Source organism: Alphaproteobacteria bacterium (assembly GCA_016722515.1).
Lineage (GTDB): Bacteria > Pseudomonadota > Alphaproteobacteria > Rickettsiales > JADKJE01 > JADKJE01.
Map to the genome: position 1 here is coordinate 1 of JADKJE010000007.1, position 23,825 is coordinate 23,825.

23 protein-coding genes are annotated in these 23,825 nt (G+C 47.9%); 13 read left to right on the forward strand and 10 right to left on the reverse strand.

Features of this window, described 5'->3' with window-relative positions:
* Positions 1-425: 425 nt before the first annotated feature.
* The 3 genes from IPP74_13020 to IPP74_13030 all read right to left on the reverse strand — a co-directional run bounded on the left by IPP74_13020 (position 426) and on the right by IPP74_13030 (position 3,080).
* Positions 426-611, reverse strand: a complete 186-nt coding sequence (locus tag IPP74_13020; GenBank protein MBL0320190.1) for a hypothetical protein — start codon at positions 609-611, stop codon at positions 426-428.
* Positions 612-1,130: 519 nt separating this feature from the next.
* Positions 1,131-1,436 (reverse strand): hypothetical protein, encoded by a 306-nt coding sequence (locus tag IPP74_13025; GenBank protein ID MBL0320191.1) that lies wholly within the window; start codon positions 1,434-1,436, stop codon positions 1,131-1,133.
* Between the two features lie 1,401 nt (positions 1,437-2,837).
* Positions 2,838-3,080 carry a hypothetical protein gene (locus tag IPP74_13030; protein ID MBL0320192.1) on the reverse strand — a complete coding sequence of 81 codons (243 nt, stop codon included), beginning with the start codon at positions 3,078-3,080 and terminating at the stop codon, positions 2,838-2,840.
* A 187-nt stretch (positions 3,081-3,267) separates the two neighbouring features.
* On the opposite strand from IPP74_13030, the gene IPP74_13035 reads away from it, so the two are divergent.
* The 11 genes from IPP74_13035 to IPP74_13085 all read left to right on the forward strand — a co-directional run bounded on the left by IPP74_13035 (position 3,268) and on the right by IPP74_13085 (position 13,632).
* Positions 3,268-3,552, forward strand: a complete 285-nt coding sequence (locus IPP74_13035; protein ID MBL0320193.1) for a hypothetical protein — start codon at positions 3,268-3,270, stop codon at positions 3,550-3,552.
* Between the two features lie 154 nt (positions 3,553-3,706).
* The gene (locus tag IPP74_13040) at positions 3,707-4,090 is read left to right on the forward strand and encodes a hypothetical protein (protein ID MBL0320194.1); all 384 of its coding nucleotides are present in this window, start codon (positions 3,707-3,709) and stop codon (positions 4,088-4,090) included.
* Positions 4,091-5,139: 1,049 nt separating this feature from the next.
* A complete protein-coding gene (locus IPP74_13045; GenBank protein ID MBL0320195.1) occupies positions 5,140-5,394 on the forward strand; it encodes a hypothetical protein in 255 nt (84 codons plus the stop codon).
* Positions 5,395-5,469: 75 nt separating this feature from the next.
* The gene (locus IPP74_13050) at positions 5,470-6,030 is read left to right on the forward strand and encodes a hypothetical protein (protein ID MBL0320196.1); all 561 of its coding nucleotides are present in this window, start codon (positions 5,470-5,472) and stop codon (positions 6,028-6,030) included.
* Positions 6,027-7,025, forward strand: a complete 999-nt coding sequence (locus IPP74_13055) for a hypothetical protein (protein MBL0320197.1) — start codon at positions 6,027-6,029, stop codon at positions 7,023-7,025. Before IPP74_13050 ends, IPP74_13055 begins: the two co-directional genes overlap by 4 nt.
* The gene (locus IPP74_13060) at positions 7,009-7,344 is read left to right on the forward strand and encodes a hypothetical protein (GenBank protein MBL0320198.1); all 336 of its coding nucleotides are present in this window, start codon (positions 7,009-7,011) and stop codon (positions 7,342-7,344) included. Before IPP74_13055 ends, IPP74_13060 begins: the two co-directional genes overlap by 17 nt.
* Positions 7,344-8,195, forward strand: coding sequence for a hypothetical protein (locus IPP74_13065; GenBank protein MBL0320199.1), 852 nt, complete (start codon positions 7,344-7,346; stop codon positions 8,193-8,195). Before IPP74_13060 ends, IPP74_13065 begins: the two co-directional genes overlap by 1 nt.
* A gap of 208 nt (positions 8,196-8,403) precedes the next feature.
* Entirely contained in the window at positions 8,404-9,207 is an 804-nt protein-coding gene (locus IPP74_13070) for a hypothetical protein (GenBank protein MBL0320200.1), read from the forward strand.
* Between the two features lie 18 nt (positions 9,208-9,225).
* Entirely contained in the window at positions 9,226-9,732 is a 507-nt protein-coding gene (locus tag IPP74_13075; protein ID MBL0320201.1) for a DUF1833 family protein, read from the forward strand.
* A 13-nt stretch (positions 9,733-9,745) separates the two neighbouring features.
* Entirely contained in the window at positions 9,746-10,099 is a 354-nt protein-coding gene (locus IPP74_13080) for a C40 family peptidase (GenBank protein MBL0320202.1), read from the forward strand.
* Positions 10,096-13,632, forward strand: coding sequence for a hypothetical protein (locus IPP74_13085; GenBank protein ID MBL0320203.1), 3,537 nt, complete (start codon positions 10,096-10,098; stop codon positions 13,630-13,632). The genes IPP74_13080 and IPP74_13085 overlap by 4 nt, the downstream gene beginning before the upstream one ends.
* Here IPP74_13085 and IPP74_13090 read toward each other — a convergent pair.
* The 7 genes from IPP74_13090 to IPP74_13120 form a co-directional block, all read right to left on the reverse strand.
* The gene (locus tag IPP74_13090; protein MBL0320204.1) at positions 13,629-15,644 is read right to left on the reverse strand and encodes a hypothetical protein; all 2,016 of its coding nucleotides are present in this window, start codon (positions 15,642-15,644) and stop codon (positions 13,629-13,631) included. The genes IPP74_13085 and IPP74_13090 overlap by 4 nt on opposite strands.
* Positions 15,644-16,606, reverse strand: a complete 963-nt coding sequence (locus IPP74_13095) for a hypothetical protein (GenBank protein ID MBL0320205.1) — start codon at positions 16,604-16,606, stop codon at positions 15,644-15,646. The genes IPP74_13090 and IPP74_13095 overlap by 1 nt, the downstream gene beginning before the upstream one ends.
* Before the next feature lie 204 nt (positions 16,607-16,810).
* Positions 16,811-18,415 carry a DEAD/DEAH box helicase gene (locus IPP74_13100; protein ID MBL0320206.1) on the reverse strand — a complete coding sequence of 535 codons (1,605 nt, stop codon included), beginning with the start codon at positions 18,413-18,415 and terminating at the stop codon, positions 16,811-16,813.
* The gene (locus tag IPP74_13105) at positions 18,412-19,308 is read right to left on the reverse strand and encodes an oxidoreductase (protein MBL0320207.1); all 897 of its coding nucleotides are present in this window, start codon (positions 19,306-19,308) and stop codon (positions 18,412-18,414) included. The genes IPP74_13100 and IPP74_13105 overlap by 4 nt, the downstream gene beginning before the upstream one ends.
* 509 nt (positions 19,309-19,817) lie before the next feature.
* Positions 19,818-20,597, reverse strand: a complete 780-nt coding sequence (locus tag IPP74_13110; protein ID MBL0320208.1) for a DUF669 domain-containing protein — start codon at positions 20,595-20,597, stop codon at positions 19,818-19,820.
* A gap of 24 nt (positions 20,598-20,621) precedes the next feature.
* Positions 20,622-21,461, reverse strand: a complete 840-nt coding sequence (locus IPP74_13115) for an AAA family ATPase (GenBank protein MBL0320209.1) — start codon at positions 21,459-21,461, stop codon at positions 20,622-20,624.
* The gene (locus IPP74_13120) at positions 21,458-21,877 is read right to left on the reverse strand and encodes a hypothetical protein (GenBank protein MBL0320210.1); all 420 of its coding nucleotides are present in this window, start codon (positions 21,875-21,877) and stop codon (positions 21,458-21,460) included. The genes IPP74_13115 and IPP74_13120 overlap by 4 nt, the downstream gene beginning before the upstream one ends.
* Before the next feature lie 10 nt (positions 21,878-21,887).
* Between IPP74_13120 and IPP74_13125 the strand changes: the two genes are divergently transcribed.
* Together IPP74_13125 and IPP74_13130 are read left to right on the forward strand one after the other, a co-directional pair.
* Positions 21,888-22,187, forward strand: coding sequence for a hypothetical protein (locus tag IPP74_13125; GenBank protein MBL0320211.1), 300 nt, complete (start codon positions 21,888-21,890; stop codon positions 22,185-22,187).
* A gap of 375 nt (positions 22,188-22,562) precedes the next feature.
* Entirely contained in the window at positions 22,563-23,786 is a 1,224-nt protein-coding gene (locus tag IPP74_13130) for a hypothetical protein (GenBank protein MBL0320212.1), read from the forward strand.
* The last annotated feature ends 39 nt before the right edge of the window (positions 23,787-23,825 follow it).

The following is a 23,825-nucleotide window of genomic DNA, read 5'->3' on the forward strand; positions in this document are numbered from 1 at the left end:
GACAACCTTGATCCGACCAGACCTTTCATTTTCTGGGCTAGAGTTGCGTCTGCTGGTCATACTGCAACAATTCAGCTTTTGCGGAGGTTGCTGAGCTAAGATGAACTTAGGCCTCTGCTTTAGTTCCAAATAAAACGGAACTCCTGTAATTGCTCTCGACGAATATACTTAACAGGTAAGCGGAATTGTGGTCACTGGAATCACAGGCACTGTTTACTGAGGTTGCAGTGATTGGCGTGTCGTCCTTTAGGATCATTGCCTGATTCGATCCTGTACGAAGCCACCCGGGTATCGCTTCCTGGGCGCTACGGTAGAAACTCGTTCGCAACGTACAACCGGCTCGTTGCTAAGTTGATTATGATTTCACCGGGGCGGAGGATGATTTTGCGTAAAGAGTTTATGGTCAGATTGCACCTTCGCAGCAGCTACCGCACGCCTGACCCTTCAACGAGTACTGGAACGGCACCTTGGTCCAGCAGATCACTGCCAATCCGGCATACACCGTGGAGTGCAATCGTTTGGTGCTGGTCAGAACAAAAAGCAATTGACATCAACACCCAAATGCGAATGGAAGTGAGGCACTCCCACCGCTTTATGCCATTCGTGGTCACATTGCATACCGTCTTCCTTCAACGGCGCAACTCTTTGGGGTGACAAAACGAGATTCCTACGGCCAGATTGCGGTAGATGTTCGTTCCGGTGTTAATGTTGTTTGAAGTACCAATGAACGCCGTGAAGAAATCTATTCTACTCGACCATTTGAAAGTCACATGGTAAAACCATCAAACTTGAGGGGTAAAATAGGAATCTGTAATTGTGTTCATCGACGGTCCAGCACCGACAGAAGACGGGGATGTTTTGCCGAGAAGACTTGGCGCCAACCAGTTTGTCAACAGGCATTTGCACGGTGATGCTGTCATTAAGCACTCCTGGGCAACTGCTGTCAGCCCGAGTTCATTCCAGAAGGTGTGGACCAAGCAGCCTAAGCCTTCCGAGGAAGCCAAGGCCCTGTCATCAACCCGACAGCGCCCGTCCAAGTTCCCAAGGAAGGTTCCATCGGCATCCTGCCGAGAACACTCTCCTGTGGCTGTGGAACACCCGCCCCGCCCTTTCCCGGCGGAAGGCGTGACTCAAGATGGCTCTGACGGTCGAAGACGGTACAGGGCTCGCGTGGGCTGACAGCTACGTGTCTGCTGCCGCGTTCCCAAACCCGTTACGGATCGAGGGTGTTCCGCATCCCGACCACTTGCCGATCTGGAACCCTTGTTTTCAAAGGTCGTGATTTCATCGAGCGGAAACGCTTTTGGGTGAAATTGAAGTTGGGGATTCAAGGGCTTATTTCCACGTCTGATTACAGACAAAGAAGGAACTGCCGTTTCCTGACCGGATTCCTGCAAAGTTGAAGACTGCTCAAATGCTCTGGCTTTGGAAAGCATGAACGGTCCTTTGACAGCAGCCAAGCTGAGCCAATGTAAGTATTTGGCATCCAAGATTGATTCAAATCTACTTGAAGTATGCCGACAGCTACAAGGGATCTGGCGATATTAGCTTCCCAAGATTGATGATTTGTTGGAAGAGGAACAATACATGCAATTGTATCATTTTGGAGGTGCGTGCGTAATGCACGAAGTTCATTCCGATGCCACCAGATTGCAATTGCACAAGATTGTTGAGTTCGGAATGGACGTTGCAATAACGCAAGGGCCGTTTGTTTATGATCCTCTCAAAGGTGAGCTTATTAGGATCTACAACAACCATCACACGCAAAGGTTTAAAAGATTACGGACTTTAGCCGTTTGATCTCAGACTTTAGAATTATCGGCAACGCATCGACAACGAAGGTTGATGTTGGCATTATGTTTGGCGGTGATGTCGAATTGCACTACGATGATGTGATGGAAGTTGAAGGGACTATAGGCACCATTGTTCAAATCAAAACACGTTGCTCGGCTGGTTTGAACATCTTTGCAGTATGCTTTTAGGGGCGTGTGTAATGTCCACGTTCGAGCAGCACCTGACGCTGCTGTTCAAAACAGGCTTGCTTATGCGAAAAGGATTCGCAACAAGTGACGCTTGACACAATGGTGAAATTATTGATAAGACGCCACACCTTACAGGTGCTTTGAAAGGCCTTTGGCATAGGAGGTTGGAGCACCTTCCGCAGACTCAAGCACTCCGTATAACCTGTAAAGACGGCAGAGCCTAAAGCCGAATTGAAAGCTGCTGTCGAGCGTTGGCCTAGCGAAGGCTCTCTTGTTTGCGACTAACAGAGAACGTCACGCAGAAGGGGTGTTGAGTTTGACGGTTGGGCAAGCAATCAAGCACCCATGGGAATGGTTCGTGGAAGTTATCGCAGGAAAAGCGGGACCTTGTAAAGCTGACTACAGGTGGTGGGAGAACAGAATGAGCTACAAAAAGATTCGCGAAGCTCTTGCAACTTCCGCATTTACCATCTGGTCAAGGAAGCCCAATTTCAATCTTGGCTGCGAACATCATTGCTGAAAATATGCCATCACCCGAGTCAACGAGAAATGGGCGCAATGCTGTTCTCGCTTAGACCGCCTTCTGTGGCCACATTGGGAAGCGGTGGACCAAAGACCGTTACTGGCGTGCTCTTGGTCAACATCCGAACAAGTTCTCGCTCGATCAAGGAACTTCCCAGGGGTTACAGGCCATAGACGCTTTCAGGGCTGCCTCTACCTGCTGGTTCCCGTCTTACCCCTTTGAAGGTCAAGAGGTTACAGTCCTTTCCATTGGGGCGGTGGATGGCGGGTGGTTGACGGCTTCTGGAGAACAGATATAACCATCCCCCTACAGAGCTTCATCCAACGAGGAGCCTAGTCATGGCAAATGAGCAACACACGCCGCCTTATTACATCGAAGAAGGGACTTACGGCAGAAATCGCAAGTCCAACGATGATTGCTGTCGCCATACCGATTTCGACATTGGTTTGACAGGCGACACCATTCGAGCGCGGAAATTCGTTCTGACCGAAACGTGAACTGATTTGCGTATGGCGCAAAACAAGTGCGGCGGTTCGTCGGAATGGAAGTCTTGAACGATGTTGGTTTCGAGACATTCATGGCCGCTGTTTTCGAAGCGACTGGAGCATCTGGCGAACTTGTTAACGGCTCTGTCCGTAAGTCATTTTCTCATGCTGCGCTATTTCGCTGATTTGGGTGCTGGAAACAAGCCTTACCACTCGATTAAAGGAATTGAATTCGCAATTTGCGATCTAAAAATCCCCACCAGTGGAATTGCAATCCGTGTCGTTTGACACCATCGCCAAGACTTATGTTCCTGGCGCTACGGCTCCTGCAACTTCAACGCTGACACCCGCAACCACAACTTCGCCAATGGATTCGTTCACCGGTGTTGTGCAAGAAGGCGGTTCTGTCATTGTTATTACGGAAGCCAACATCAAGTTCGATAACAAGATGGATCGTCGTTTCGTGATTGGTTCCAAGGATACCTTGCGGTCCTTCTTTTGCAGGGAAAATTTCCGGCTTCCGCAATATCACTTGTTATTACGAGTCGGCTGCGATGCTTGACAAGTTCCTTTGATTCTGCAAGCTCGCTTTCCATTCAGCTTTCCAACGGTAGTGACACCTTCACGTTGGATCTGCCAAACACTCGTTACACGGTTGGCGTGTTCCCGCAAAGACGATGGCCCCATCACCATCAACATGCCGTTCCAGGCCATCTATGATGCGACCACAGGCGGCGGTGCAAAAACGCAGGCGAACCGACAACATGAGGGTTTATAAATTTTTCTCGCGCCAAAAGCACGAAGAGGGGATCAAGGTTTTCCTTCCCTTCCAAACGGCACCGACACGACAGAATTTGTCATTCCTGCGGGTCGCGACTCCGCAGCTTTCCGCAAGGCTCAGGCTGCTTACCGCGACCGCAAGTTTGCGGCGGCTGCTGGTGAAAAGAAGGAATCTTGACTCCGAACTTGAAGGCATTAAGCTGACCGCTTCTGCAATCAAGTCCTGGTCGCTGGAAGAACCTTTCACCCAGGAAGCTGCTGTTGAGCTTTTGAGCAATGCGCCCTTACCCGCTCGACAAGCTGGACGAAGCGATGGTTGACAACTCGTTTTTTCCAGTCGAGGAGTAACGCAACTCTTTGTTTTTTACAAGGCGTTGTGTGCTGCAAACTCCCTGTAAAAGGGGAGCTCTACACTCCGGGAGAGCGACAGTCAAGCGAAGAAGACAATTGAAAAGCTGGGATTGCAAATTGCGAAACCAGAATCGAGACTTCGAAGTGTACCCAAAAGAGTTGCACTTAGTTCATTGGGCGCAAGCGTTACACATGAAAGATCCGTTAACGTATAGCAAAGTTAAGGTTTGGTCAGAATTGATGCAGATAGCCTTGAACCCTTGGGAAGTTGACATTTTAATGCGCCTGGATACAACGTACCACGCACTAAGGACTTGACAAAATGAGCGAGAATCTTGGGCTTACAATTGAAACCAAATCAACTGGTGAAGCTCAAGTTATCAAGAACCTTGATGATGTAAAATAAAGTCTAAGAAATGTAAAAGAGATTGAAACGTCTCAGCAAATTTTTACAACACCAAACAAACCTAGCGAGAGATTGGTTTGACGCCGTTGATAAAAGAATTGCCGAAAGGGCTAGGAGAAGAACAGAATCGCCAACCAAGTGATTTCAAAAGCACACGAAACAAACTTGCTGAAATAAAAGTTCGTTGAAGATGCTGATTTCAGAACTTGGCAAAAATCAACAAAAGGAGAAAGTAGCTTATTCCAAAAGATTTTGCAGGTCGTGACAGGTATGGGGGCCAAGAGATTCCCATGCGTTCAACTGTATAAGAAACTGCGTAGCCGACCAGCTTGCTTTAAAGGTGCTAACGCCGCCGAGTCTGTTAGAATTAGCAAGATTACACGAGCAGCAAGATGCTCATGTAAAAGCATTTTATCGCAACCAGAAGACGCTCAAGCAAACAAGCTCTAAGATTGCAACAGCGTGACGCTGCTTTGAAGCCAAGCTGCTCAGAATCGCGGCTTTAGGGTTGGTGTTGGTGCTGTAGCTGGTCAAGGCTTCTCGGTTGGTGGAATTGCCTCAGTCAATCCGTATGCCGCTGCTGGACTTGCTGCTGCCTACGCTGTCAAGAATGTGGCCACAGATCTTGTAGCCGAAGCAACTGTTTGGGAGAAGTTCAAGGTTGCGCTTACCGACATTGGGGAAGGATCTACAAAGGCTGCTCAGGCTACAGACGATCTTTACGAGCTTGCCAAACGTCCTGGTATTGGCTTGAAGGAAGCGGAACAAACCTACATCCAATTCCGTGCCTTGAATATGGAAGGTGCTAAAGCGCAAAAGGTTATCGCCGCTGTTTCAAATGCGGTTGCGTGGGGGTGGTGCTACTGAGTTCCAGCGAGTCAATTACCAGATTACCCAAATGCTTTCTTAAGGGTAAGGTTCCTCGAAGAAGACTTGCGTATCATGCGTAACTCTTTACCTCGCCTTACCGTTGCCATGCGCGATGCGTTTGGTACTACTACCGCCGAAGGTATCCGCAAAGCTGGTGTAAACGCCGAAGAGTTCCTTGCGAAGATTGTAACACAGTTTGAAAAGCTGCCGCAAGCAAGTCAGACTTTGGAATCGGCTCAGGAGAATGCTGCTACAGCAATGAGCAGGTTGAAAGCTGCGCTGGTGCCTGACTCTGCTGTAAAGTCTGGTATTGAAACTTGGACATCGGTTCTTGAAACTCTAACAGACGCGATCAATGGGGTTAAAGACGCTGCGTCTTCTAGCGGTGGAATTATTGGAAACTCGATGGATAATCTTGATAACGCTGAGTTAATCAAGAGAGCTGCTAAGTACGGAATTGATACCAAGTCCGTTATGAGCGGATATTCTACAGATAGCAACTCCCAATCAAGAATGTCTTTGGCGGCTTATAATGAAGCCAAGCAGCTTGCTGATTTGGAAGCCAAGCGTAAGAAGGATGAAGAAATTGCTAAGTTGATGGGGTCTATCAACTTCTCGAAAACGAGAAGTTGAAGATCCAGCTTAGAGATATTTCCGAGTACGAAAAGCAGCGGTTGATTACAATTGTCGAATATAACTATAAGATTGATGAAGCTAAGACCAAGGAAGAAAAGGCCGGTCTTGCTTCTCAGAAGAAGTTGCAACTTCAATTGCTGCTTTTGAAGCACAAGCAAGAGGAACTTGAAAAGCAGGAGAAGATTAAAGAAGAGATTGAGAAGACAATCCAAGCAGAGCAGAAGTTTGCCGACGAAACCTTTACAAACGCAACTGGCATTTCCTACGCTGCTTATAGCGTTGCAAATCCTGGTGGTGTAGATAGTGAGTTTGACCAGACCAAGTCTAGAACCAAGACAATGCGCGATGCTGACGACAAGCGTATTCAGGAGCAAGCTGACGCTTGGCAAAAGTCCGTAGACGCTGGTAAAGATTTGTCGATGAAATACGCACCTGAGTTTGACAAACTCCAAATGGAATACGAGAAGCAAAGACAAGCGATTGTTGATGCAACTTTCCGCACTGGTGAAGAACGCAACCGAGTGATGAAAGCGTTGAACGATCAGTACTTGCGCGATCAAGCTGAAATGCTTGCTAAGTCTGCAACTGCTGTGACTTCTGCTGGACAGTCCTTGTTCGGTGATATTGCCGGAGCCATGAAAATGCGCTCCGACTATGAGTACAACACGCAGAAGACGAACATTGAAAAGCGCCTGTCTCTTAACGGTCTTGAAGGTGATGCGCGGGTTGCCCAACAGCGCCGCCGTGATGAAGCCTTGGAAGCCCTTGACGAGAAGCGTCAGAATGATATGCAAGGTTCTTACCTAACCATGTTCATGATCGCTAAAGGCTTCGCCCTGGCTGAATCCGCCATCAAGCTGAATCTAGCCATTGCCAACGCCGCTGCTAGTGGACCTTTCCCGGCCAACCTCGCTGCAATGGCCGCTGTAGCCGCTGCTGCTGGATCTGTGGTCACAAACATTGCCGAGATCAACTATGCAGGTGCCCTATGACAAGGGTGGGTTCATTCCAGCCGGACAAGTCGGTCTTGTTGGTGAAGTTGGTCCTGAGCTTGTTTCTGGTCCTGCCAGAGTTACAAGCCGCGCCGATACAGCGGCGATGTTTGGTGCCAAGCCAACCGTAAACATCTACAACTACGGAAACGATAATGTTAATGTAAAGCAAAGCAGTGACGGTAAGTCTATTGATGTATTTGTTGGTGAAGTAGCTAAACGTGCCGAATCCCAAATGGCTACAGGTCTTCGTTCTGGTCGCGGTGAATTTTCATCCGCTTTGAAAGACACATTCAACTTGACAAGGCAGGGTGGATAATGGCTACAATAGCTTGGCCATTATCATTGCCTTTGCCAACCGCAAACGGCTTTAACGTAAACCCAAAACTGACTGGAAATACAACTACATTCCAGTCTGGAAGAACTAGGGTTACTAGAACAAGGTCTTTGCAAAACGACCGTTGTTACATTTCCTCATCTTTGAAGTTCATTTTTACGCTGCAAGAATACTCAGTCTTTGCAGAGTTTTACGACTCCAATTGGAAGAAGTTATCACCACAACAAAACTCTTTGTATTTCACAATTGGCGGAAACATTTGGTCTGGTTGGCCGTCTAGCAGAGTGCGTTGTTCTTTAGACGAAAACACTTGGTCAGTTTCTTTTGACTTTGAAGGATTCTTGCCGCAAGAAGCCTTTATCTTTTCCACTGACGAGCTAGACCCAATCAATCCTCTGTGGCCACAAGATGAGTTTCCTTTGCAGATAGGTTCTAAGTTTGATAGGTTTTCTTCCGATGTAATTGAAGCAAGTGACAACTTTCTGTTGTCCAGGTCAAATCTTGGCAAAGATGTTTTTTCATATTGCACAGTTAGTACAAAACCTTCTGACATTTCCAGAATCTTTAGGTTGTTGGTTTGGTGGAGTAGAGCTTGTTGTTGCGGAGCTTTGCCTTTCAAGCTATCGGCTGACAATTTAGATTTGGGATTGATTAACGGTATTCCAGCAACAGCTTCCGGTTTTTATGTCGGTAAGTTCTTAGCTCCCCCAACATTTACTTTTGACGGTTGGTTTGGAAAAGCGTCAGCAAACTTGGTTTTGCAACCTTTCCGTACTAGTTTTACAACAGTATCCATAATGATTGGAAACGATGGGGGCTTGGCTGGCTGGTGACAACGGATCTGTAATGGAAGGTGTTTCAAATGGCTGATCCTATCTTGAAAAGACTTTACGAGTATCCTTTAGCTTCAATCTTTAACGGGGTTTTGCTCAGGATAAACTTGGTGGAATTACCGAATCTGTTGGGCCGGATCAAGTATTTGCGGCTTTAGACGCTGAGGGTTTTGCAAGAGATATTGATTTGCCAGCGCCTTCGAGCGAGATGCCGCAAGATCTCGGAACTGCAAGTTCTGGTAGCGGTGACGATTATTCCCGCGCCGATCATCGGCATAAGAAACCCTCTTTAGCAGATCTTGGCGCGGCTGCTACATCGCACACGCACACAACGTCTCAGGTTACCGAGTTAGACTCTGCATTATTGGGCAAACTGCCACTAATCCAACTTTCAGGCATAGTTGCATTCGATAGCGTCAACGGCGAGCTTCCGTGCGCTGCTGAGATCAACGCGACAAGCGCCACGAATTCCCCGGCCAACATCTTGGCATCGGGCGGCAGGGGCTTCCTGATACAGGGGCGCGGTGCTGCTGGATATTTGACGCAACTGTTGACCGTGCCCGAGTTTGCCGCCTACCGCATGATGCCGTCCTCCGGCGTCTGGGCGGCGTGGAGGATCTTCTGGGATCGTGAGGCGCTTCCGATTTCGACGCTTGGGCGCGACTTGCTCAATGACACGACGGCCCCCGAAATGCGCGCAACGATTGGAGCGGCGGAGGCTCCGGCACTCATCACGAAATCGACAGCGTACAACTTCACCGGGATCACGGCGTCGCTCATCAAGCACGCGAATGGCGATGTCGTTGCGACGCTTTCTGGCGGCATCCCTGGCCGATCCTACACGCTCGTATCTGCATCGACGCTGCTGATAGTGATCCCCGCTGGCGTGACGCTTTACGGAACGAGCGGAATCTGGGATAACGCTTCCGGTTTCTCGCTTGGCGGTATGCGTCCGGTCACGCTCCAATGCCTGTCTGACACAGAGTGGCTTATTCCCAATTACGTACCATAGCAGCGATAGGATTTTGCAATGGATTTAGAATCGGAAGCCTTGAGAGAAGCCTACGCCGTAGCACCTGTTGACACGGTAGTTTTGGACACTCTTGAAGTTTCCAGATCTGGTCAACCTAGCATTTTCATAACAAACAACTACACACCTTTTTCAGCAGCTTTGGAAACAGGTTCTACAGTTACGTTTTTGCCAATACCTTTCAAAGTAAATCTTCCTAGTAAGGCAAAAGACACACTGCCTGTTATGAAGATTAGTATTGCAAATCCAGACCAATTGGTTAGTAACTATCTAAGATCTGCGTTGGTTGATAAATCTCCAGTTGTTGTCAAGTTTAGGCCGTTTTTATTAACCACAAACCAAGATCCACAATACCAACTGCCAACTCCTATGATTTTTCACATCGGGCCTGTTAATTTTGGATTAGCGCAAGTTGATGTTCAGTGTCTGTTTCCAAACATTGCTAACAAAAGATTTCCAAATGAATCTTACACCGTGCGACTGTTCCCCGGCTTGCGTGGATGGTAGGGTAGAAGCTGCCTTGGGCACCCGCTGGGTAGCCCTGGGGAAGGATTTGAGGGGGTTTGACTGCTGGGGCTTCGTTCGCTACGCACTAGGGTTGCTCGACGCTCCAGAAGCCCCGTTCTTCGACCAGCAGGCGCGGCCTGGGCAGATCCAGGAGCTTGCCAAGAGCTTTCAGCAGCTTCCGAACAAGACCGCCTACAGCATCATCCTGCTTGGCACCAAAGGCCACTTCAACCATGTTGGAGTCTACCACCCGACCGGAACAGTGTACCATTGCATAGAGCATGGCGGTGTCTGTGGCCACAGGTTTGACAGGCTTGGAATGTTGGGCTTTGATTGTTTTGAGTATTACAAGTGGGGTGCTTTGTGATAACGGTAAAATACAAGACAAATCCTTTTAAGAACTACGTTGTCAGCGAAGTTTGTTTTTGTGAACAGAGTTTACAGGATGTATTAAAACCTTTTATGCAAGGTTCTGAGTTTCAACACCCTACGGTAGTTAGAGTTGATACGGTTCCAGTTTTGCGTAAAGATTGGAACACCAAACTGTCTGACAACTCTGTTGTTGAAATTACCCCTGTCGTTGGGGCACCTTTGGCGACTGTTCTTTTGGTTGCTAATGTTGTAATGCTTGTAGGCAGCGTAGCCTTCACAGCCTATGGTGTCTACAAAGCTCGCAAAGCTATGCAGGCTTTTAGGGCTGGCCAGGGTCAAGCCGAAGCGAGTCCGTTTTTCTCCATTGACGGCAAGTCAAATAGAGCAAACTTGAACAACCCTGTTGAAGTTGGTTACGGCAGAAACAGAATGTGGCCAAGCTACATAACTCGCCCTTACAGAACTTTTAAGGATGATAGGTTGCACGGTTGGGACGGTACAGGTTTTGTAAAGAACTTAAACTACACCCAAATTTTCTGCATTGGTCAAGGTGCTTATGACATCCATTGTGTCAAGATTGGCGATACCCCTATTGAAACTTTTAGAGGTGTTACTTATGAAATTGTACCGCCTGGAGAATCTTCAAAATCCTTAGCTCATATTGTTTACGTTCAACCGGATTTCAAAGAGATTTCCATAACAAGTTCAAGTTCTACAGATTTGTTTTTAATGACTCCGGCAGGAGTCGCTTCAAACAGGTTTGAAATTGATGTAGAATTTCCAACAGACGGAGAGTTTACAATTGCTGTATTACTGTGGGAAGTAGACATAAATTCAGGCTCTATCATATCAGAAGATCCTTTGTTGCAAGTTCTACACAGACCTTATCATGTTTACATTGACGGAACCCCCAGTTACGCAGAATCAAATCCTCCTGCACATAGACATACGTTTTCTTTTGTTGTTGGTGATAGCACCAAACGTTACAAATTGAAGATTGAAAATACCGCAACAGGTCAAACTTTCAAAATACTGGAAATTAGATCTTTTTTCAATCCGAAAACACCAATCGGTTATGCTGACAAAACATTGCTTATTGTAAACTACTTCTTAATTGGAAGTTTGGAAAAAGACATTGATGATAAGGTTAATGTAATTGCTACAAGAAAACTTGAAGTTGTGTCCTATTCTGGATCTAACAAGTTAATTGTGGTGCAGCCGACACGGTCTATGCCTTGGGCGTTTAGAGACGCTTTGATTAACAAGGTTTACGGCGGAGGTCTTGACGATTCGTTTTTAGACATTGAAACGTTAATGGAACTAGATCAAGAGTTTAGCAGATCTGGTTTGACGTTTGACAACGTGTTTAATCAGAACTCCACCGTTGAAGATGTTTGCAAAGTAATAACAGCGGCAGGTAGATGTTCAATGGCCTACAACGGCTCCAGGCTGACATTGGTTAGAGATTCCTGCAAAGGTCCGGCAGAAGCAATGTTTTCTTGCGAGAACATTTTGGAAGGCTCTTTCTCATGGTCTTCTGAAATGTTTGATCCGGTAGAGCCGGATTGCATTGAAGCAAGCTACGTTGAGACAGAAACTGGTCAACAAAACACTGTAATTTTCACACCGGAAAATTCTCCAAGCAACAATGTTCAAAAAGTGTCAATTGTTGGAGTAAACAAAACAACAGCTTGGCGAGAAGCTGCCAACAAAATGAGAAGGCTGCAACTTGTTAGAGACACTTTCAAATTCAAAACAGGAATGGAAGGGTATATACCAAGCATAGGATCTGTCGCAATTCTGTCGTCAGAAATGCTTGGTATGGGCTACTCCGGATACGTTGTTAATTTCGTAGATGGGTTTGTAACACTGTCGAGATACGTTTCTGTGGCCACAGGTTCTGTCATAGCTAAAATGGTTTTTAGAAGAGACGATGGTTCGGTGTGTGGACCTTTCAACATTTCGAGCGCATCTGGATTTGATTCTAACGGATTGTGCAATGTTGTTAAGCTCGAAACCTCTGCCGATTTTGGTATTGATTTTTCAAGAACCAACAAAGAGCCTGTTCATTTTGTGTGCTGGCCTGGGAATTTGGATGCTCCCAAAGACACAAAGATTCAAATTGAAAGCGTAACGCCTTCCGACGATGGTGTTATTGAAATAAGCGCAAGCAATTACAACGCTAAGGTGTATGAGTTTGATAACAACGAACCTCCAGAAGATGAATACGCCCAACTAGATCCTATTGGGGAAATTCCGCAAATAAGTTGGGTTGAAGTCAGTTCTGTAAAAACCCCAAAAACCGACGAGGGTTTGCCTTATACAAGGCTTGTTTGGGGTAGTGTTTACGGAGCTACCAAATACCAAGTATCTAAAAGACCGTCACAAGCAGGCCCTAAAACACTGCTTTGGGAAGGTATTGAAACTTTTGTCGAGTTGGCTTTAGAAGCCGCTACTGATATTTATTTGCAAGTTGACGTTTTCAACGGGGCTGTTGCTGGTGTTGGATACCTAACCTGCTTGGATCTTGTACGGCCAATAAGCTCGACTGAGATTAAAACCAACTCAATCAGTTACGATTTCGATAACAATGGGGTTGTTGTAAGCTGGGATGGTGTTTTAGGGGTTAAGCATTACGAGGTTAGAGTTGTTGAAAGATTCACCCCTTTCACAGCATCGCCTTGGTACGTTTCAAATGCGTCAAGTTTCAAATACACAAAAGCTCAGTTCAAAATAGACTTTGGTAAAATTTCAACAAGCATGACAAGTCTGTCTTTTGATGTTGAGATTAGAGCAGTATTTGAGTCTTCAACTTCTCAAACAGCATCAATTGTGCTTATTATTGAAAGCGCCAAATCTGCCGAAAGTTTCAACATTGTCCAAGATCCTCAGCTTGTTATAGATAACTCGGTTTCCAGGCATAGAACGCTAACCTGGAAAGATCCGGCTTATCAAGTTCCTGGAACTGTATACAACATTCACATGGAAACTTATATATCCGGTTACGATCCTGCAACATTTACACCTAAACCTTGGAACAAAATTGTAAGCACTGAAACCTGTTCGGTGTCTACTAACAAATCTGTTGGTAGAGTTGAGTTGTCAGATATTGATATTCAGTACCTGCCAATTTCTTATGGTGGCGCTCCGTTGGATTCAGAAGGTAATCACCCTGTTTACGGTCCCGGTTGCATGGCGGATGTAAAAACATCTGGTGGTGACTCTGCTTTGATGAATCCTGGCGAATTGCAGAGCAACACTTTGTTTATCTACAATCCGGAAGATCCGGATAGCGGTTATTGGCATCCTTTGATAAAGTTTGGCACTAACCAAGTTGACGGAATTATATGGGTTGCAAAAGCAACACAATCTTACCTTACAGGCAAGAAGTTCTCAATTTTGTACCCTATAACCAGTGAGGATTCGGCAAGCGGTAGTGACTATAGAGTCAAGGGCGCTGTAATTGCTGACAACGGTTGGTTTGATTCATCAACAGTTAGTTTGGTCAGCTTTGACGTAGACCATTAAAACAGAGATAGCTTCTTAGCTTTAGGTCTTTGATAGTATCCGCAGTCGAATAACAATTCGACTGCTTTTTCTATGTACCAGTCATAGTCAAGGTCTTCCGGCAAGGTGTCTGGCAAGTCCATCAAGGGCTTGGCACCGTCACTGGTCGGCACCTTGTTGCCTGACAGGACGTAGGAGATGCACCCAGGCTCACCCTTGGCGTAGTACCAGCGCACGACCTTCCCCAGGTAAACGCCGTCCTTGTGGCCACCTCCCTTGACGTTCTTGACCGAGACGAAGCGGTGGATGTCGGTGCATTCCTTGATAGTCTGATCCACAGGCTTACCGTTGACAATGAATTGCAAGACTGCATCAACGCAAACCAATGTTTCAGGATTCTTGGACAAGATAGAGTTAAGGGCCGATCCCCTTTCAGAGAACGTGCCTTTGGTCTTGCAGCCAAGTTGTTCGTCAAGGAATCTAGCGTCTTTGTCACCGCCTTCAACCTTGATTGCGATGTAGGAGTTTACGTCTCGGCTGTAGACAGCTTTGTAACGGCTTTCTTCCGTCTTAAAGCAGGTCTGGTTTTCCCACTCGGCAATAACCGCTCTAACTTCTTCATGCCTGGACTTGTGATACTTGGAAATGATACCGTCAGTGTTTCCGCTAACAACATCAATTCCAATGTCAGTCAGCATTTCGATAAGCATAAGCAAGCAAAGCTGACCAGTGATTGTAACTTGCAGCATCAAGTCTGGTGCGTACAGTCTTGAGTATTTGTTTCCGAACTTGCCGAAGCTACCGTTAATAACAATCTTTAGCGAGTTAGCTTTCTTCTTATCAGTCTTCTTGGCTTGGATTCGCGTTTGTACAATGGTTTCATAAACCCGAAGGAAGGCTTCCCCAAGGTGAGATGGACATAGCTTCTGATTAAGAATTGTGATTGGATAATACGAGACAACGTCATTATCAACAACAATAATCTCATCTGTGGCCACATGAGAAACACAACTTTCGGTTGAGTGCAGCCCACCCATTCCCAGCTTGTAAACACTATTGCCGAGCTTAACAGATAAGTCGTCAAGCTCGGCTGGCATTATTGGCGAACCGTTCTTGTCTAGTTCAAATCTTGCGTTTGCAATAGTTTGCAAAATCTTATTCAGTTCTTGTGAACGGAACTTTACAAACTCAGGAACTTTGTATTGCAGAATAGCGTCTTCTGCCAAAGCCGATTTGCTTGGGTACCTGCCCAACACCTTTTGCAATTCGCTGCAAATAACAGTCTCGGCCAACTGAGCATCCGACTTGGACCTAAGATCCACGTTGTAAGTCGTACTCATTTCGCTACGCAGCTTTATTTCTGGATATAACTCATCCTTCAAAAGCTCGGTGTTGGACAAGTCATTGCAGCAATAATTCTTAATGCCAATCTGATCTTCGTAAGACAAGAAAGCGTCTGGTTCTATGGGAAGATCCTGCATTCGTTTGCAGTGAAGTCTTCCGGCATACAGCTTCAAAGAACCATCCAAAGGTGCAACTTCAATCAAGTCAATGTGATTAAGGTTTGGAATTTCAACCTTGTACTTGTGCTTGAACGCCAACAAAGTTTGACCTTCTTTGATTATGAAGTCAGACGCTTCTTTAAGCTGCTGGCAGGTTGCACCTTTCAAAGCCAATTGAATGATTGGCATATCGTACTTAATGCCGTTGAAGCTGACCAGACAAGCTCTGTTTAGAATCCAGTGCAGTTTGTCAATGTTCAAGGTGCAATAGTCTGACTGCTCAAACTCAACAATCTTGCCAGTTTTAGCGCATTTGAAAGCAACGTAAAAGAAGTTCTGGTAACACTCTACGTCGAACACGAAAGTACTACCATACGGCGTTTGCAAAAGTTCTTCGTCAGTCATGTATTCAACAACGGACAAAGCTCTATCCAGCTTTTGCAATGAAGGAAAACCAGCAAAGGCTTTCTTCGCTGGCTTCCTTTTAAGATCCCTGGGATCAACTTTTAGCGCCGTATCAAACAAGTCCATTATGCAATCTTTCCAAGACGTGCACGGCCTTCAATTCCATCACCTGCCCAAGAGACATAACCATTTTCAAATCTCAAGGCTGTTGCATTTGCTTCAATTAGTTTGACAGAAGCGTAAAGCCAATACCAGTTTCCAACCAAGCCTTCAACATCGGCCTTGGCCCCTCGATTGTCTGAGGATGAACAGACGTATCCATCCCTTATGTAGAAGGTTGTCTTTTCTTGCCCAACTTTGCCGAAAGGTTTTATGTCCTTGACAGCTTTGAAAAACCCTGGCAAGATTCCGTCAGGTAAATTGGCAGACTTGCCAATCTTTGCAACTGATTCCCATTTGGTGTAAATCGGTGGGCAGGACAAATACCTACCACCGCTAAAAACGGCAATGAAGCGATCTTCACGAATGGCTAGGTAGTCAGGGTCTTCACCAATTGCAACAATCGCTTCCGCAGCTTCCAAAGGAATTTGCATTTCGATTGAAGGATCTAAAGCAATGGAACAGAACGCAGCAGTGTGGCCACAGCTTGCGTACATCTTTCCTTGTCTTACCAGAATTGACGCTTGCCAAGGAAAGTTATCATCAACGGTTGTGAAAGGAAGCAACTTCTTCAAGTTGTTTACTAGTCCAACACCACCCATTACAGGCTGGCCGCTAAAGTCAGGCATTGGAAACTCATCCGTTGTGCAAGGGATTGTAACCGAGAAGCCTTTTCCCTGGAAGAACAAATCCCCATTTGTTAACTGTGTTGCTGCAAACTCATCGCCAAACCGCTTAACACCTTGCTCAAGCAATGTGCCATTTGGCGTGCAAGTTAAAGGGATTCCTACAGGCGCGGCCATAGCCAAAACACCATCATAGGCAATAGCATAGCCCTGGGTAATCCGAACGTGCTCCAGAACTGGATTCAGCTTGTTGCGCTTATCAATCGCAGGAGATAGAAAGTGCATCACTTCTGTAAGTTTCATGTTAGCCCTCAGAACGGTAAGTTGTCCCATTTACTACAGCCAATTACAGCTACAGATACGGGAATTTGAAGTCCGTTTTCTTTGCAGATTGAATCGTTGCGAACTGACAAGCAGTTTGAGCAACATCGCCAGCCGTGCTCTTTTACAAGTTTTACTTGCGCCGTGTATTGCTCGTAAGACTCTGTTCTGCAAGCATCAGAAATGTTAGGCAAACTCATAGTCTATAACCCTCGGCTTGTCAAGGTTGACATGAACCTTAATTCTGACAGGTGTTGCAAGGTAAGGCGTTGCTGTGGTTGCCATTTCAGCAGAGCTTGGAAACTCAACCTGTGTACGTCTTTGCCACCAACGCTTTGCGTTGACTTTTGCAAAGCCTTCGTGCGCGACACAGACGTACTCAGAGAAGGTGCGGAAGCCATTGCAGCAAACATAGTCAACTCTTAGGCTTGGCGGCTTATCTCTTTTTCGATGGACAGAATAAAGTATCTGGTTGACATCGAAGACTTCGACAATCGGACCTTCGGGCGGTCCCGCGATCAACTGAGCTTCGCTGGCCACCTGCCGTAGGTCGTTCTGGCTTGGCGGGAACTCAGCCCCACAAGATGAACAGATTGACGCCCTGGTGTGGTTGTAGGCCATGCAGGTAGGGCAGACCTTGACAGGGCAAGCTCCAGGCTCGTCCTTCTTCTTGGCCTTCATTGATGGCAAGACAGGGTCGTTGATCGGTCCCAGGCGCTGAGTGTTCCTGGCGAAGTCCAAGACAAGACAGTTAGCCTTGCCGGGGAACGGTCTGGTGCCACGGCCAAGCATTTGCACCCACAAGGAAGCCGATCTTGTTGGCCGTAAAATGCCAAGCAAGTCAATCTCTGGATAGTCAAACCCTGTGGTCAATACGTTGTTGTTTACGACAGCACGGTATTTGCCGTCCATGAAGTCAGCCAAGACCACGTCTCGGTTCTTCATGTTGCCTGTGACCACAGCACAAGAAATGTTGTACCGCTTCAACTCGTCAGCAATGTGTTCTGCGTGCTTGATTCCAGACGAGAACAAAAGCCAATGGTTTCTGTCTTGGCCTAACGTAACCAATTCACGCACGGCGGCTGCGGTAATGTCTGAGCGATCAACAGCGGCTTGCAATTCCTTTTCGGAATACTCACCACCGCGAATGGTAACGCCTTCTGCCGAAAGCTCGGTGTTGGTTTGCTTAGGGATCAAGCGGCAAAGGTAGCCTTCCGAAAGCAGCCTGTTGAAATCGTCTTTTCCAGTCAGATCATAGCAGCGGTCGGTAAAGATTCCACCAAGGGTCAAATCACCAAGACCGTGACGGTAAGGTGTGGCTGTGAATCCAATCACTTTCATGTAAGGATTAAGCGCCAACCCTTGTTCAAGAAAGGTGCGGTACATTGTGGTTTCTTTTTGAGATACCAAATGGCATTCATCAATAAGCACAATGTCAACCGGGAAAAACAGGTTAGGCTTTTTGGCCACAGATTGAATACCTGCAAATGTAATTGGTCGGCCTGTTTCCTTACGGCCAACACCGTCTGAGTAAATACCGATAGGCGCTGTAGGCCAATTGGAAACCAGTTTCGCGGCGTTCTGCTTAATCAGTTCTTCGCGGTGCGTAAGCATCAAAACCCTTGTGCCTGGGTAATGCTGCAAGGCTTCCTTAACAAAGATTGCAATTACAACCGACTTACCTGTTCCTGTAGGCAAGGCTTCAATTGGATTGCCAGTATTGCCAGCCGTGTAATACTCGAAAATGGCGTTTACCGCTTCACGCTGGTACCATCGAGATTCAAAGCTCATCGGAACATACTCGAAAGGATGTAGGTTTCGCAAGCTGCGAACTGTTCTTCGGCTGTTAGAATCTTATTCTTGTGGCCACACCACCAAACCCCGTTGTCACAAACCAAAACGTGTTGGCAAGACCGACAAGTTTTCATTATCGGTTGGTTCTCATGGCAGACAGAGTAAGCGTCACACCACTTGCAGGTTTGGTAAAGCGGTGAAGCGGAGCACTTTGTAGGCGCTGCAACAGCCGATACTACAGTGGTTGCCCTTGCTTCGTAAAGCCCCGCATTGATCCTGTCTGCTCTTATGATTTCCAAATGGATTTCATCGTTGTCTTTGCAGACTGCACAATACAAAGCAAAGCTAAGGTTGTGCTTGGCCATGTACTGTTGGCATTGAACATAGTGCTCATGCTTCGACGTTTGCACGCCATCTTTTACTAGCTTTAGGAAGGTCTTTAGGCTGAAAGTCTTGAACTCCAGAAGACCCCATTCGTTAGGCACTTCTGGACAGCCGAAAATCATACCGTCTAACGAGCCGCCGTAATGCCCACCAGCACCAGAAATACGGATCTGCTTACCGTTGTCAAGGTGAACTGTGTGAAAGCCAGCAGCACGAACCAAGGCAATCCAACGAGCTTCTTCCAGGTGTCCGCGATTGAAAAGCCTGAGCATTCTTGCATCAAACTTTTTCCAGAAAGCCCACCGCCATGATAGCCACAGAAAGCGGGTGCATTCTCGACCGATCAGCGAAGCCCCGAGATGCTTGCGTGGGTGCTTCTCCTGCTCAGGTTCAAATGCATCGCCAATTTCTTTAACAGCTTCCCCCAATAGACCACGGTACTTAGCTCCGCCGTCAAGTTCAAGGGCTGCGTTGATTAGTGCTTTTGATTGTGTTGCAAGTTCCATATAGCAGGGGTGTGGACTCGAACCACACGCTCGGCAACGTGGTATTACCCACCTCGTCAGTCTTTCCACTTGACTCACCCTGCAAAGACAAATGCCAACAGCAGGACTCGAACCTGCGACCTACTGATTACAAATCAGTTGCTCTACCGACTGAGCTACTTGTGCGTTTTGGCATACAATTCAGGTATGCCAGCCTAGCCGCCTTGTACTGTGGCAAAGTGATGGTACGTTTTCGGCTACCAACTGCTTACTTGTCTTTCCAAGAGTCCTGCCACGGTGTAGCCGTGACTATGCTAACTTAGGCGCTTGTACCTTTCGACCAAACTGGTCCATACGAATACCATCTATTCGCGGTGTCGGTTTGTTTTGGTCGAGTAGGCAATTTGCCTGTTTTCTGCTACGGTAAGCCAAGCGTTCTTCCGCAACAGAACTGTCTTGCTTGATCTCGTACTTAAAGGTTATGAACCAAATCAATCCGAGACAAGCAAGACAGCACAGGTCCAGTTCGATCAACGACCTGGAGCGCCGAACGGCGAAGGCGCACCCGGAACAGGCTGGAACGGTGCCGGAGCAGCGGGAGCCGGGAACGCACCAGGAGCAGCGGGAGCAAACCCCTGGGGTGCGTAGGCGACAGGCGCGGGTGCTGCCGGAGCCTGGGGCATCTGGAACCCAGCAGGTGCGGCCATCGGAGCCGGAGCCGCACCAGGGAAGCCCATTGGCGCTGCGGGTGCCGGAAACGCACCTCCTGGAGCCTGGGGCACTGCGAAGCCGCCACCGAAGCCAGCAGGACCAGCCTGAGCCGCAGGAGCGACCGGGGCTTGGGGCTGGTTCGCGTCAGCACCAGCGACATTGCCAGGACCAGCGTAAGGCTTGAAGGTCTTGATTTCTGCAAACCCGATGAACTCGCCAGGAGCGTTGTTCTTGGGAGAAAACTTGATGTCGGTCTTGATGGTCAAGGGCTTGCCGTGGAAAATGGCAGTGTCCTGGAACGAACCTTGATGACCGATTGCAGCCAACAAAGTTGTCATCTTGCGACGGCAAATTTCACCCGAACCGCCCGACTTGGAACCGTCCTTGGGAAGCCACAGGAAAAGGTTTTCGGAAATTTCGCTGCCACGTTCGGAGCCTTCAACAATCTGGAATGTGACCACAAGTTTCGGCTTTTCGGCGTTGGACTGGTCAACTTCCGTCTTGAGCAAGATGGCGTTGTACTCGCCCTTGGGCAAAGTGCTGTAATCCTCGAAAGGTTTGTAGTCAGCAGGGTTGAAAACGAATCCGAGATTTGCCATGTTCTTTTTCTCCAGGTTTAGGGGTTAAGCTCTATTGAAAACGTCTATGCCTGACACTGAATATACAGCTTCGGCTAACGCATTCCAACTGTTTTGTGGTGGCACTGGAAGATTTATTTCTTGCACAATGCCAAAGCGGTTTCCCGCAACGTAGGAAGGGGTACGGGAACAGCCCATAACACGCCCCTTGTTCTGCGAAATTCCCTTAGAGACTCGTCCTGCCTCAGAGACAAACAAAGGCTCGTAGATAAAGCCTAAGATGTCCGCCCACTGAGTCAGCATTTCACGCTTGCCGTAATTTTTGCCATTCTTGGGAGAATGTAGCAACAAATCCCAGCAGTCAAACTCACCAGCGGTAGGGTCGATGATCTTGCTACTGAAAACATGGCAAGTCAACACAATGTTAATGCCATAGGTAACCGCAAGAGTATCGAACGTGTTTAGAAGCAACGTAAACTGCGTGTTGGCCACAGCATAGGCTTTGCCGAAGCCGCCGTAAGCTGTTTCCATTGTGACAGTTTTTGCACCACGGCTTGCAACATACTCAGGCGAGTTTGATACCACCCATTCATGGATGAAACGCTCGATAGCTGTAGCACTATCAAAAGCAAGCGTTTTGTAAGGAAACTGGCCAGCAGCAACGTACTGGCAAATTTCATTGATGCAAACCCACAACTGATCCCAGCTTTGGACCATTGGTGTTTTTGGACAAGGCACACCAGCGAAACCGACTTCGCAAGGGACAAGCAAAACCCCAGGCGCACCAGCGCATAAGGTAGTTTTGCCCATCTTTTCTTGCGCTGCGGTTACGACACGCAAGCCAGACTTGGAAGCCCCTTGCGTGATTCCGCTTAGAAAGCTCACTTAGCGGCCTTGACTTCCAATTGTGGCGACCCATCCTTTTCCGTGACGGCGACAGCAAGGATTTGCTTGTCTTCATACGAAAGATCGCGGAACGCCTTTTTGTCAACAACGTGTTTGGTCTTGAACAGGCCAGCAGGAGCGTAACCGTTCTTCGCAGTCAGGTTGGCAATTGCAGCGTCCAGGTGGTCTTCGTCCACAGGGCGATTGATAACGCCAGTGATGTTCAAAACCCGACCGTCGATCAACGCGCACTTGTTGACGCCTTCGCGCAAGCCGTTGGGGAAACAGGTTTTGACCAGCTTGTTGCGAAGCTCGTCCTTGACTTCCTCGAAAGCCGCAATCTGAGCCTTAACAGCTTCCCAGGCCGTAACCCAAGCCGAAACCTCGTTGGGGTCGGCAGCGGAAGTGGCTTCCACCGGAAGCTCGGTGGGAACATACGCAGCCGGAGCCTGGGGCTGGACAGGTGCTGGACTTGGGAACGGAATCACGTTGGCTGGCATGACCTGGACCACAGGCAAGGCAACTGGAATCGCCGCTGGTGTTGCCGGAAGCGGAATGATGGGGGTTGCCTGGGGAACGATCGGTGCAAGGACCGGAAGCGGAGCCAAGACCGGAGCGGCCACAGGTGCGACAGGAGCCGGGAACGGCGAAGGCGCGGCGAAGGGCAGACCAGGAGCAACAGGCGCGGCGAAGCTGGGAGGAACCACAGGAGCCGGAGCAACGTAGTTCGGATCGCGAACAATCAAGCAGGTTAGGCCATTTGCCCAAGCTGTGTTGAACTCGGCAGGTGCGCCCGCTCTGGTCGATTTTCAATTCCAGCCAGCACGGGTCACCAGGTGACCAAAACTGCAACGTGTTGGTCGTCAGTTGGACGCACAAGGGGTGGTCGTGGTCAACGATCATCCAACCAGCAGGCACTGGAACTGTGTTCTTGGTGTTGTTGTAGTTGGTCCACTGTTGATCTGACATGGTTTTCCTCGGTGATTTTGTGGTGCCGCAGCCCTCTTGCGGCGGCGATAGTATAAAGTATAAAGCAACCACTTCCAAAATCCAAGTGAAAGGTTTATACTTTACAACATGGTCGAAAAGATACCCTTGCAAATGCGTGAGTTGCCTCAATGGATCGTCTCTAAACCTGTAGTTAGAGAGGATGGAAAAATCGACATCCCGCCGTTAAGCTCTGTCACTGGCTATGGTGTCGATCCGTGCAACCCTTGTAACTGGTCGAGCTTCGATCAATCTGTGGCCACAGGAATGCCCTACATAGGCTTCTGCCTGTCGCACTCCGATCCGTACACCATCATCGACCTTGACGACAAAGCGGAGAAACCAGCAACCGACGAGCAACGCGCGTTTTTCGGTCAGTTAATTCAAGCGTTTGGCAGCTACACCGAAGTTTCAAGGTCTGGTCACGGCTATCACATTGTCGTTCGCGGTAGGATTCCTGTAGGTCGCCGTAGCGACAAGCACAAGATTGAAGTGTACTCGGCAGATCGCTATTTCGTTATGACTGGAAACGTGATTCCAGGCTACACCGAGATTGTAGACGGTCAGCGCGGCCTAGACTGGCTTATGAGCCAAGTTCTAAGCGCCACGATCCCAGGCCACCACTCTTACGAGCTTGACCAGCATCTAGAACAGCCTGAGACAGATCAGGAAATGATGAACCGCATGGCAGCGGCAAGCAACGCAGACAAAATCATAGCCCTTTGGAACGGAAGTTGGCAACAGTTTGATTACCCTTCCCAATCCGAAGCTGACATGGCTCTTATGGACATCCTATGTCACTACTCGCCTAATGATGAGCAGTGCAGGAGGATGTTCCGTTTTAGCCAGCTCGGTCAACGCGAAAAGGCAAAGCGTAACAACTACCTGGATTTCATGCTTCGCAAGAAGCGCGTTGAACAGATTGAAGTTGATTATAGTCAGTTGTTGCCGATCAAGAAACCTGTATCTGTGGCCACAGAATCGGAACCTATGGAAGCACCAACCACAGAACGCGAAACAACAAGCGGTGTTAAGCAACTACAGTTTGCGCCTGGAGCCTTGGGCTGGTTGCAATGGTACTCGTACTGTTCTGCCGAACGTCCGGCGTTGGATATTTCCCTTGCCGCTGCAATTGGCTTCCTGTCAGGAATGGTAGGCAGGTCTTACAACTGCGAACGCAGCGGATTGAACCAGTACATTTTGCTACTTGCACCTACAGGAACTGGCAAGGATGAGCTTGGCAAACTGCCTGAGCGTATTATCAACCAGCTTTCCGACACAATTCCTGCAATCAAGACTTTCGCGGCCCTGGCACTTTTGCCAGCGGCCAAGCTCTGATTAAGCGGTTGAACAAGCAATCTTGCTTCTGCTCTGTGA